This is a genomic window from Microbacterium sp. BG28 (assembly GCF_034044005.1).
GTDB lineage: Bacteria > Actinomycetota > Actinomycetes > Actinomycetales > Microbacteriaceae > Microbacterium.
In genome coordinates, this window is sequence record NZ_JAXCHA010000002.1 from 200180 (window position 1) to 211215 (window position 11036).

The window sequence follows — 11036 nt, forward strand, 5'->3', positions numbered from 1 at the left end:
CGGCCGGTCACTCCCGCAGCAGAGTCTGCCAGTCGGCGGGCACGCGGTCGGCGGGACCGGGCGCGGGCTGCGACAGGGGGTGGGAACGGGCCGGCGCGAGTTCGGGACCGGTCGCCATCGTCTCGGATTCGTAGTCCCAGAACCAGTCCTCGCCCGGCTCGAAGCTCTGCATGATGCGATGCCCGGTGGCACGCCAGTGCGCCGTGGCGTGCTTGCCGAGGGAGTCATCGCAGCACCCCACGTGCCCGCAGGCGGCGCACCGGCGCAGATGCAGCCACCAGCTCCCCGTCTGCTCGCACTCGACGCATCCCGTGCCGCTGGGCGGAACATCCGTCCTGATCTGAGTCGAATCGTTCATGCCTGTGCCTTTCTCGATCGCATCATCGTGGCCGCCACCACCGTGGCGACGAACACCAGCGCTGCGAAGATCAGAAGGACCACCGTCTGGTCGACGAAGGTCAGGACGACGCCGACGGCGAGAACGGGAAGTGCCAGTCCGCAGTAAGCGATCAGGAAGATGAGCGCGAGCGTCTCGCCGCGGCGGGCGGGGTCCGCCAAAGCCGATGCGGTCGCGATCGACGCCTTGAACAACAGCCCCACGCCGACACCGGACACCACCCCGCCGACCAGGAAGAGCGTCAGGTTCGGTAGGACGGCGCCCGCGGCGACCAGGACGAGTCCCACGGCGCAGGCGAGACGGGCGATCCCGAGCTGTACGCGCACGGGTACGCGAGCGAGCAGTACCTGCGCCGCGGCCGCCGCACCGAACACCGAGAACGTCGTCGCGCCGGCGACGAGGTGATCATGCTGGTCGAAGGTTCCCGCGAGGAACGTCGGGGCGAGGGAGGTGAACAGGCCGAACAGAGCGAAACCGGCGAAGGCGCCGAAGCCCGCGGCGATGAAGATCCGGCGGGATGCGGGTGGCGCCGACAGGCGCTGCGGACGGTACGCGGGTCGTGGCTCCGGCGTCGCCACCGTCTCGGGGACGGCGAGCAGAGCGACGGCCGCGAGCAGCAGCAGCACCAGGAAGACCGCGTGGGGGAGGACGAGCGGATCGGGCAGGAACTCGGCGAACAGCCCGCCGATGAGCGGGCCCAGTGCAAGGCCTCCGATGTTCGCGGCTCCCGCGACGGATGCCGCGACGATCGCGTTCTCGTCGGGCCGTGCGGCCTGGCGCAGCTCGCCGAGGTGCGCGGTCGCCGTGGCGGTCAGGATTCCGACGCTGACACCGTTGACGAGCCGAGCGGCGATCAGACCCGGCACGCTCATCACGGCGAGGAACATGACCGCCGAGACCGCGGACACGAGCACGGCGATCACCAGCATCCGTCGACGTCCGGTCCAGTCGCTGATATGCCCGAGGAAGAAGAGGCTGAAGACGACACCGACGGCGTACGCCGCGAAGATCACCGTGACGATCGATACGGGGAAGTGATCGAGTTCCTGATACAGCGGATACAGCGGGGTCGGCACGGTCGAGTACGCCATCACCAGGAGGAAGGCGATCGCCACGATCCAGAATCCGGCCCCGTGCGACACCTTGCGACTGGTGCTGTGTACCTGCGACATGCTCCGCCTCCCCGGCCGCCCGCGTGCACGGCCACCTCCGTCACAGGCTAGGGCCGGGCCGTTGCGCGGGGTGCGACCCCTGTCGAGCATCGCCTCGACAGGGGTGCCGTGCGGACTCGGCAGAACCCGGCACACTTCGATGGGAGGAGAGGGTTCTGCGCCGCGGGCGGCGGCGCTAGCCTGAGCCAACGACGAGACGGAGACGGTCATGGCGGAGTTCACACGCGGATTCGGCGGGCGGCGACGGGAGTCCGACCCGAGGCTCCCACCCGGTCAGTACCTCACGGCGGACTTCCCCGTGCTGTCGGCCGGGCCCACTCCGCGCATCCCTGAGAGCGAGTGGTCGTTCTCGATCCGCACCGAGTCGGGCGCGGTCACCTCGTGGAGCTGGTCCGAGTTCCTCGCTCTGCCGGCCGAGGACGTCCACACCGACATCCACTGTGTGACGCGGTGGTCCAAACTCGACACGACCTGGCGCGGCGTCTCGATCGACACGCTGTTCGCCGGTATCGACACCTCGTACGAGTACGCCATGGCCCACTCCTACGGCGGCTACACGACCAACGTGCCCATGGCCGACCTGCGCGGCGGGAAGGCGTGGATCGCCTACTCGTTCGACGGCAACCCCCTCGATCCCGAGCACGGCGGTCCCGCGCGCCTGCTCGTGCCGCACCTGTACTTCTGGAAGAGCGCCAAGTGGGTGCGCGGGCTCAGCATGCAGAAGCACGACGACCCGGGATTCTGGGAACAGAACGGCTACAACCTGCACGGCGATCCGTGGACAGAGGAACGCTACTGGTGAGAACCAGCGACTGGCTCGCCGCGCGGGTCGCCGCCGCCGTCCCCGACACCGCGCACGGCCGCGTGCTGACGCTGGCGGTCCCCGGCTGGCCGGGCAACGCCCCCGGCCAGCATCTCGACATCCGCCTGACGGCGCCCGACGGCTATCAGGCCGAGCGCTCCTACTCGATCGCCTCCTCCGGGCCGGGGGAGAGCGTCGAGATCGCGGTCGACGAGATCCCCGAGGGAGAGGTGTCGCCCTACCTCGTTCGTGTCGCCGAGCCGGGCGACGCGCTCGAAGTCAAGGGGCCCCTCGGGGCCTACTTCGTGTGGGACCACACCGACCCTTCCCCCGTGCAGCTCATCGCGGGCGGCTCCGGCATCGTGCCGTTGCTCGCGATGGCGCGCGCACGGGCCGCGGCGAGTTCCGGTGCGCCGTTCCGGCTGCTCTACTCGGTGCGCACGGCGGCCGACGCGTTGTATCGGGACGAGGTCGAGCGGCTGGGTGCCACGGGGCTGGATGTGACCTGGGCCTACACGCGCCAGGCGCCCACCGGATGGCCCGGACGCGTCGGCCGGCTCGATGCGGAGCGCATCGCGCAAGCCACGTGGATGCCGGCGCAGCATCCGCTGACGTTCATCTGCGGTCCGACGAGCTTCGTCGAGGCGGCCGCCGATGCGATGGTCGCCGCGGGACACGATCCCGCGCGCGTGAAGACGGAGAGGTTCGGAGGTTCCTGATGGACAGCACGCCGCACGTCCGCCCCGACCCGCGCCGCGTCGCCCAGCGCGTCGACGGCAATGCGCTCGCCGGCATGCTGGACGCCTTCGCCGGTCTCGACCCCGCCCTCCTCCTGCTCACCTGCGGTCATTGCGGTCGCAGCGCCGCCCTCGCCGAGTGGTCGGTGGAGATGGATGCGGCAGCGGCCATCGTGCGCTGCCGCAGCTGCACGCGCACCTTCGCGACGATCCTCCGCCGCGACGGCGGCATCGAAGTGCGCGCCGCCGGAAGATCGATCTCGACCCCGTCCGCCGTCTGAGTAGCGCTCGACTCCTGTCGGGGACGGGCGCCGGGCGCGGCGGGTAGCGTCGCTCGCATCCGACGCCGATCGGCGGCAGAGACGAGGGAGAGAGCATGCGACTCGAACGAACCGGAATGGTGTCCATCGATCTGACGGGCAAGACGGCGCTGGTGACCGCCTCGTCGGCGGGGATCGGGTTCGCGATCGCCCTGCGCCTGGCCGAAGCGGGAGCCGAGGTCATCGTGAACGGTCGCAGTGAGGACTCCGTCGCGCGGGCGGTGGCCGAGATCAACGCGCAGGTCGAAGACGCGGCGCGCGGCATCGTGGCTGACGCGGCCGATGACGCAGGCGCGGCGGCGCTGGTGGCACAGGCCGGGCGCGTCGATGTGCTCGTGAACAACCTGGGGATCTTCGAGGCCGTGGAGGCGCTCGAGATCGACGACGCCGCGTGGCGGCGCTTCTTCGAGACCAATGTGATGTCGGGTGTGCGCCTGACCCGCGAGCTGCTCCCGCAGATGATGCAGCGAGGGTGGGGGCGCGTGCTGAACATCGCGAGCGATTCGGCCGTCGTCATCCCGGCGGAGATGATCCACTACGGCACCTCGAAGACCGCCGTGCTCGGAGCCTCACGCGGATTCGCAAAGGCCGCCGCGGGGACCGGCGTCACCGTGAACGCCGTCATCGCCGGTCCCACGCACACTCCCGGCGTGGAGGAGTTCGTGGCGCAGGTCGTCGGGCGGGATCTGCCGTGGGACGAGGCGCAGCGCGAGTTCATGCGCACGGCCCGGCCGCAGTCGCTGCTCGGACGCCTCATCGAGCCGGGCGAGATCGCGAACATGGTCGTCTACCTCGCTTCGCCTCTCGCGTCGGCGACGACCGGTGCGGCGGTGCGCGTCGACGGCGGTTACGTGGACTCGATCGTCCCCTGATCGGGGAGGGCCGCGACGATCCGCGCGACGACCTCCGGTACGCTCTCTCGCGTCGAGACCGTCACGCCCCACTCGTCCGACTCGAGCGGCTCGAGTGTGTCGAGCTGCGATGCGAGCAGCGCGACCGGCATGAAGTGATCGGTGCGTGCCGCGATGCGCTTCGCGAGCGTCGCCTCGTCGAGATCGAGCGCGGCGAAGAAGATGGGTTCCGTGGCCTCGGCGCGGATCAGATCGCGGTACCGGCGTCGCAGCGCCGAGCAGGCGATGACCACGGGGCCCTTCTCGCCCGCCGTGCCGAAGGCGAGACCGACGCGTCCGAGCCAGGGCGCACGATCCTCGTCGGTCAGCGGCACACCGGCGGCCATCTTTGCCCGCGCCGCATCGTCGTGCAGATCGTCGGCGTCGAGGTAGACGCCGCCGAGGCGCGCCGCCAGGGCGAGCGCGATCGTGGACTTTCCGGCCCCCGAGACGCCCATGACGACGATCCGCATCCGTCCCGCTTCGCTCATACGCTCGAGCCTAGGCGTCGCGCCGAGAGACACATCACCAACCGTGAGCGTTGAACCAGGCGCTGCGCCGGTGGCTTTCCGCGGCATCAGCGGTGCCACGGAAAGCGTCGTGCGGCGCGAGGAGATCGCCCTCGAGCGCCACGAAGCCCCAACAGATCTCGCAGAGCGCCGCACCGTGCGGGAACCCGTCAGCCAGGCGCGGTGACGGTGCCGCGGCCAGGCCGGAGCCGGGGCAGAACGGCGCGTCCGCCTCCCGGTCGGACCACATCCGTGACGTGCCGGACCGGTTGTGCAGGCCGCTGTGACCGCGGGGTCTCGTGCAGACGGCTCCGCGCGAACGGCTGAGGCACCACGGCGCGCTCATCGCCTCACCACGGCGACAGGCGCACCGAGCGGACGTAGCATGGTCGTCATGTCCACGAAGCCCTCGCCCATCCAGCTGCTGAACGCCCGTCCCACCGAGGACGAGAACGGCCAGCCGAGCCCGGAGGAGTCCTTCGGCTGCTGCGGCGGCGGCTCCTGCAGCATCGACTGACCCATCCGGACTCCGCCTGCGTCAGTGACCCGCGGGGGGAGCGTCGATCGAGTCGGCGGGCTTGCGGATGAGCACTGCGCCGATGATCGTGGGGATCGCCACGATCGCGGCGAACATGAAGGCGCTGCGCGCACCCGCCGCCCACGCGGCCGCGTCGCCCGACGCCTCGTTGGCGACGAAGCCTGCGTTCATGATCGTGATCATGACGGCCACGCCGGCGGCTCCAGCCACCTGCTGGACGGTGCTCACGATCGCGCTGCCGTAGGAGTAGAAGCGGGGCGCCAGCGAGCCGAGCGACGCGGTGAACAACGGCGTGAACGACATCGCCAGACCGATCGAGAGCAGCGTCTGCGTCACGACCAGCTCCCACACGGGCGTCGTTTCCGACAGCGTCGTGAACACCCATAGCAACGAGACCGTCAGGATCGAGCCGGGGATGAGCAGCACGCGCGTGCCCCAACGGTCGTAGATGCGGCCGATGAAGGGACCGGCGAGGCCCATCGCCAGAGAGCCGGGCAGCACGATCAGGCCGGTCGTGAGCGGGTCGAGGTTCAGCGCGCTCTGCGCGAACAGCGGCAGGACGGTGATCGTGCCGAAGAAGGCGAGCGACAGCACGGCGAAGTGCACGACCGAGATCGTGAAGTTCGTGAACCGGAAGACGCGCAGGTCCAGGAGCGCCCGATCCTCACGCTGCAGGACGAACTGTCGCCACACGAACAACGAGAGCGCCACGACGCCGACGGCCAGCGACACGATGAGCGTCATCGACGACGCGGCGGCCGCCGCATCCGTCGCGCCGTCATGTGAGCCGCCGATCTGACTGAGGCCGAACACGACGCCGCCGAACCCGAACGCCGACAGCACGACCGAGAGCACGTCGATGCGGGCGTGCGTTTGCGTGCCGACGTTGGTGATCCATCGCGCGCCGATGGCGAGAGACACGAGGGCGATCGGCAGCACGATCGCGAAGATCCATCGCCAGCCGAAGTACTGCAGGACGAAGCCCGACATCGTCGGACCGATCGCCGGCGCGAGTGCCATCACGATGCTGACGCGGCCCATCATCCGCCCGCGCGCGGCGGGCGCGACCACCGTCATGAGGGTCGTCATGAGCAGCGGCATCATGATGGCCGTCCCGGATGCCTGCACGACGCGCGCGACGAGCAGCACCTCGAACCCCGGTGCGAGCATGGCGATGAGCGTTCCGAACGAGAACAGCGACATCGCCAGCAGGAAGACCGTGCGGGTCGTCAGCCGCTGCAGCAGGAAGCCGGTGATCGGGATCACGACGGCCATGGTCAGCATGAAGGCGGTCGTCAGCCACTGCGCGAGCACGGCGGTGATGCCGAGATCGGTGATGAGGTGCTTGATCGCCACACCCATCGTCGTCTCGTTGAGGATCGCGACGAAGGCCGCCACGAGCAGCAACCAGATGATGCGGTTCTCGCCGGAGCGGACGGCGGGGGAGGAATCGGTCGTGGTGGCCACGGAACCGGTCTGGACGGATTCGGCGTGCATGGTCGTCTCCTCGGAATCGAAAAGGGATGGGGACGGCCGCCGGAAGTGGCGAGCGAATCTGACAACGCGGCGAGCGGGTGGAGCATTCCCTAGGCGGCGAAACCCGGTCGGGCGTGTTCGTCGCCCGCGACCGGCACCGATGCGCGTCGGACAAGACTACCGGTTCGGATCCGGGCACGCGGGGGAGATCTAGGCTGAGCGCATGAGTATGGCCGGCCCGTCGCATCCGCCGGGGTTTCGCGGAGTGGATGCGGCCGCCCAGCGCCTGCGCAACGCCGAGGCTCCCCGCATCCCTCACCTCGGACGCCGGATCGCCGCGCTGTTTCGCCCCTACCGTGCGCGCCTGATCGTCACCGCCCTGCTCGTCGTCGCCGGTGCCGCCGTCGCCGTCGTGCCGGCGCTCATCGTGGAGCGGGTCTTCGACGACGCGCTCTTCCCCGCCGACGGGTCGGGGGTGGACATGGGGCTGCTCGTGCGCCTGGTCGCGATCATGGTGGTGCTCTTCCTCGCCTCGGGGGGCCTGCAGGTCGCGCAGACCTGGTTCACCTCGACGGTCGGCAACAACGTGACGGGTGATCTGCGCGTGCGCCTGTTCGATCACCTGCAGTCCATGGAGCTCGGCTTCTTCACGCGCACGAAGACCGGGGTGATCCAGTCGCGGCTGCAGAACGACGTGGGAGCGGTGTCGGGCGTTCTGACCAACACCGTCACGAGTGTGCTCGGCAACACGGTCACCGTCGTCGCGTCCCTCGTGGCCATGGTCCTGATCGATGTACGACTCACGCTCATCGCCGTCTTCCTGATGCCGATCCTGGCGCTGATCCAGCGACGCGTCGGACAGGTGCGCGCCCGGATCGCGGGGCAGACGCAGGAGTCCCTGTCCGAGCTGTCGGCGATCACGCAGGAGAGCCTGAGTGTCTCCGGCATCCTCCTGGCGAAGTCGTTCAACCGGCAGCAGAGCGAATCGGCGCGCTACGGAGCGCAGAACCGCATCCAGATCCGGCTGCAGGTGCGCCAGGCGATGAGTGGGCAGGGGTTCTTCGCGCTCGTCGGCGTCATCATGGCGAGCGTTCCCGCCGTGATCTACCTGGTGGCGGGCCTGTTCATGTCGGGCGGCGCGGATGCGGGGATCTCTGCAGGCACGATCGTGGCGTTCACCACCGTTCAGGCGCGCCTTCTGCAGCCGCTCATGGGTCTGATGCGCGTCGCCCTCGACGTGCAGACCTCCGCCGCCGTCTTCGCGCGGATCTTCGAGTACCTCGACCTGCGACCGGCTGTCCGCGACGCACCCGATGCGATCGACGTCTCCGAGGCGCCGGGCCCGGTGGGGCGCGTCGAGCTGCGCGACGTCACCTTCCGTTACCCGGAGTCGGCCGCCTCCTCGCGCCCCCTGCTGGACGCGGTGTCCTTCGTCGCGGATCCCGGGCAGCACGTGGCACTGGTCGGACCCAGCGGGGCCGGGAAATCCACGGTGCTCTCGCTCATCCCGCGCTTCTACGACGTGGATGGCGGCGCGGTGCTGTTCGCGGGCGCCGATGTACGCGCTCTCACCGCCGCATCCATCATCGACCACATCGGCATCGTCTCGCAGGAGACGTACCTCTTCCACGCGACGATCGCCGACAACCTGCGGTACGCGAAGCCTGATGCGACGGATGAGGAACTCGCCGCCGCCTGCGAGGCCGCCAACGTGCACCATGTCATCACGGGCTTCGAGAAGGGCTACGACACCGTGGTGGGCGAGCGCGGCTACCGGCTCTCCGGCGGGGAGAAGCAGCGCATCGCGATCGCCCGCGTGCTGCTCAAGGACCCGCCCGTGCTGCTGCTGGACGAAGCCACGTCGGCGTTGGACACGCGCAGTGAGCGCGTCGTGCAGCAGGCGCTGGACACGGCGGCGCGCGGCCGGACCACGATCACCGTCGCGCACCGGCTGTCGACCGTGGTCGCCGCCGACGTGATCCTCGTCGTCGACGACGGCCGCATCGTCGAGCGCGGAACGCATGCCGAGCTCGTCGTGGCGCAGGGGCTCTACGCCACGCTCGCGGCCGAGCAGCTCACGGTCTGAGCGCCGCTCACCAGAGCAGGGCTGCGGAGATCAGCGGCTGCGCGTCGTCGGGGACGGCGAGGGTGACCGCATCCTGCCGCTCGGAGATCGTCCGGGCGAACGCGCCGACCAGCCGGCGGTACTCGTCGTCCGGATGCGCGGCCGCCACACGCGCGAGTCGCGGGATGTCCATGCGCAGCAGCTGCCCCGCGCGGGCCCGCGCAGCGGCGGTGTGGCCAGTACCGTCGAGCACCCGCATCCCTTCGCTCATCGCGTCGAGACAGTCGCGCAGCACGTCGAGCCGTTCCTCGTGCTGCGTGATCGAGGAGCCGTCGGCACGCTCCCGCCAGTGCACGACGACGTCCGACAACACGTCGAACCGGCGCGCCCTCGCGTACATCTGCTGGGCCACCACCTGGTCCTCGTAAAGCCGCCCCTCGGGAAAGCGCAGGCCGGTGCGCTGCCAGAACTCCGTGCGGCTCAGCTTCGACCACGCGACCACGTTGGCCGTCACCTCGGGGTGCTCCTCGAGGGTCGTCGCCGTCCGCGCGGGTACCGTCGCGCGGCTGACCCACGGCTGCACGTCGCCGGCGGCGTAACGGCCCGACCCGTCCGGACGCAGGCGTACATACGCGCCCACCGCGAAATCGCTGCCGCTGCCGTCGAGGGTGGCCACGAAGCGCTCGAGGGCCGTCGGGAGCATGACGTCGTCGGCGTCCAGGAAGGCGAGGTAGGGCGTGTCGACCAGGTCGAGGCCCGTGTTGCGCGCGGCCCCCAGTCCGACGCGTCGTGCGAGCCTCACCACGCGGAAGCGCGGATCGGATGCGGCGGCCGCGTCGAACAGGTCGCCGGTGCGATCGGAGGATGCGTCGTCGACGAGCACAGCCGTCCACTCCACCAGCGTCTGGGCGCGCAATGAATCGAGGGCCGCCTGGGCCCACGGCCCCACCTGGTGGCCGGGGACGACGACCGTGACGAGGGGACGCTGACTCACGTCGCCGATCGTACCGCCGCGACCGATGCGGCCACCGCCTTGGCGACCGGGCTGAGATCGACCGTCAGGTCGTGGGGGAAGGTGAAGCGCACGGCGGTCTGCGCCACTTCCGGCGGGATGCCCATCGCCACGAGCACGTGCGAGGGCTCGTCGCTGCCGGCCGCGCACGCCGAGCCGCTGGAGGAGACGATGCCGCGCCGTTCGAGCTCGAGCAGCACGGCCTCGCCGCTGGTCCCCGCGAACGTGAAGCTCGCCGTGGCGGGGAGCCGCTCGGTGGGATGGCCGGTCAGCGCGGCGGACGGCACGGCCGCGAGCACCTCGGCCACGAATGCGTCGCGCGCGGCGCCGACGCGGGCGGCGGATGCGGCGCGCTCCGCCTCGGCGAGCTCGAGAGCGGTGGCAAGGCCCACTGCGCCGGCGACGTCCTCGGTGCCGCTGCGGCGGCCGCGCTCCTGTCCGCCGCCGTGGAGGATCGGCTCGACCGGGATGCGGCCGCGGATCGCCGCGGCACCGATTCCCTTCGGGGCGCCGAGTTTGTGGCCGGCGATGGTGATCGCGTCGGCTCCCGTGCCGGACAGCGGCAGCCAGCCCGCCGCCTGCACCGCATCGAGGTGCAGGGGCACCCGGGCCGCGGTCGCGACGGCGGCGATGGCACGCACATCCTGTACGGTGCCGGTCTCGTTGTTCGCGTAGCCGAGCGTGACGAGCGCGGTCTCCTCGCGGAGGGCGGCGGCGACCGCATCCGGAGACACACGGCCGGCGTCGTCGACATCCAGGACCGTCGCCTCGAGACCGTGGAGGCGTTCGAGGGCGGCGACCGACTCGAGGATCGACTCGTGCTCGACCGCCGTCGTGACGACGTGGCGGCGGCCCCGGGCGAGCATCGCGCCCAGGGATATCCCCTTGACGGCGAGGTTGTTGCCCTCCGTGCCGCCGGAGGTGAAGATCACGTCGCCCGTGCGCACGCCCAGCACGGCCGCCACCCGCGCCCGCGCGTCGGCGAGGGCGGATGCAGCCTGCTCACCCGCCTCGTGGTGGCTGGACGGGTTGCCGAACGTGCCCCGCCAGTACGGCATCATCGCCTCGATCACCTCGCGGCGCACCGGCGTCGTCGCCGCGTTGTCGAGGTACATCGC

13 protein-coding genes are annotated in these 11036 nt (G+C 70.5%); 7 read left to right on the plus strand and 6 right to left on the minus strand.

The window, feature by feature from the left end:
- Positions 1 to 7: 7 nt before the first annotated feature.
- Positions 8 to 358 carry a UBP-type zinc finger domain-containing protein gene (locus SK224_RS06590; RefSeq protein ID WP_320433961.1) on the minus strand — a complete coding sequence of 117 codons (351 nt, stop codon included), beginning with the start codon at positions 356 to 358 and terminating at the stop codon, positions 8 to 10.
- Positions 355 to 1569 carry an MFS transporter gene (locus SK224_RS06595; protein WP_320433962.1) on the minus strand — a complete coding sequence of 405 codons (1215 nt, stop codon included), beginning with the start codon at positions 1567 to 1569 and terminating at the stop codon, positions 355 to 357. The genes SK224_RS06590 and SK224_RS06595 overlap by 4 nt, the downstream gene beginning before the upstream one ends.
- A gap of 208 nt (positions 1570 to 1777) precedes the next feature.
- Here SK224_RS06595 and SK224_RS06600 point away from each other — a divergent pair, with 208 nt between their 5' ends.
- The 4 genes from SK224_RS06600 to SK224_RS06615 all read left to right on the plus strand — a co-directional run bounded on the left by SK224_RS06600 (position 1778) and on the right by SK224_RS06615 (position 4300).
- Positions 1778 to 2371 (plus strand): molybdopterin-dependent oxidoreductase, encoded by a 594-nt coding sequence (locus SK224_RS06600; RefSeq protein WP_320433963.1) that lies wholly within the window; start codon positions 1778 to 1780, stop codon positions 2369 to 2371.
- Positions 2368 to 3090: an FAD-binding oxidoreductase gene (locus SK224_RS06605; RefSeq protein WP_320433964.1), complete on the plus strand. Its 723-nt coding sequence runs from the start codon at positions 2368 to 2370 to the stop codon at positions 3088 to 3090. The genes SK224_RS06600 and SK224_RS06605 overlap by 4 nt, the downstream gene beginning before the upstream one ends.
- A complete protein-coding gene (locus tag SK224_RS06610; RefSeq protein WP_320433965.1) occupies positions 3090 to 3389 on the plus strand; it encodes a DUF6510 family protein in 300 nt (99 codons plus the stop codon). The genes SK224_RS06605 and SK224_RS06610 overlap by 1 nt, the downstream gene beginning before the upstream one ends.
- 119 nt (positions 3390 to 3508) lie before the next feature.
- The gene (locus tag SK224_RS06615) at positions 3509 to 4300 is read left to right on the plus strand and encodes an SDR family oxidoreductase (protein ID WP_320434726.1); all 792 of its coding nucleotides are present in this window, start codon (positions 3509 to 3511) and stop codon (positions 4298 to 4300) included.
- Here the strand turns inward: SK224_RS06615 and SK224_RS06620 are convergent.
- Positions 4276 to 4809 carry a gluconokinase, GntK/IdnK-type gene (locus tag SK224_RS06620; protein ID WP_320433966.1) on the minus strand — a complete coding sequence of 178 codons (534 nt, stop codon included), beginning with the start codon at positions 4807 to 4809 and terminating at the stop codon, positions 4276 to 4278. The genes SK224_RS06615 and SK224_RS06620 overlap by 25 nt on opposite strands.
- A 43-nt stretch (positions 4810 to 4852) precedes the next feature.
- On the opposite strand from SK224_RS06620, the gene SK224_RS06625 reads away from it, so the two are divergent.
- Together SK224_RS06625 and SK224_RS06630 are read left to right on the plus strand one after the other, a co-directional pair.
- Positions 4853 to 5014, plus strand: coding sequence for a hypothetical protein (locus SK224_RS06625; RefSeq protein WP_320433967.1), 162 nt, complete (start codon positions 4853 to 4855; stop codon positions 5012 to 5014).
- A 207-nt stretch (positions 5015 to 5221) separates the two neighbouring features.
- A complete protein-coding gene (locus tag SK224_RS06630) occupies positions 5222 to 5344 on the plus strand; it encodes a hypothetical protein (RefSeq protein ID WP_320433968.1) in 123 nt (40 codons plus the stop codon).
- Positions 5345 to 5365: 21 nt separating this feature from the next.
- Here the strand turns inward: SK224_RS06630 and SK224_RS06635 are convergent, their stop codons facing one another.
- Positions 5366 to 6862: a DHA2 family efflux MFS transporter permease subunit gene (locus SK224_RS06635; protein ID WP_320433969.1), complete on the minus strand. Its 1497-nt coding sequence runs from the start codon at positions 6860 to 6862 to the stop codon at positions 5366 to 5368.
- A gap of 202 nt (positions 6863 to 7064) precedes the next feature.
- On the opposite strand from SK224_RS06635, the gene SK224_RS06640 reads away from it, so the two are divergent.
- Positions 7065 to 8927 (plus strand): ABC transporter ATP-binding protein, encoded by a 1863-nt coding sequence (locus tag SK224_RS06640; protein ID WP_320433970.1) that lies wholly within the window; start codon positions 7065 to 7067, stop codon positions 8925 to 8927.
- Between the two features lie 7 nt (positions 8928 to 8934).
- Here the strand turns inward: SK224_RS06640 and SK224_RS06645 are convergent, their stop codons facing one another.
- Both SK224_RS06645 and SK224_RS06650 read right to left on the minus strand, forming a co-directional pair.
- Positions 8935 to 9900 (minus strand): glycosyltransferase family 2 protein, encoded by a 966-nt coding sequence (locus SK224_RS06645; RefSeq protein ID WP_320433971.1) that lies wholly within the window; start codon positions 9898 to 9900, stop codon positions 8935 to 8937.
- Positions 9897 to 11033, minus strand: coding sequence for a cysteine desulfurase family protein (locus SK224_RS06650; RefSeq protein ID WP_320434727.1), 1137 nt, complete (start codon positions 11031 to 11033; stop codon positions 9897 to 9899). The genes SK224_RS06645 and SK224_RS06650 overlap by 4 nt, the downstream gene beginning before the upstream one ends.
- Positions 11034 to 11036 lie beyond the last annotated feature (3 nt).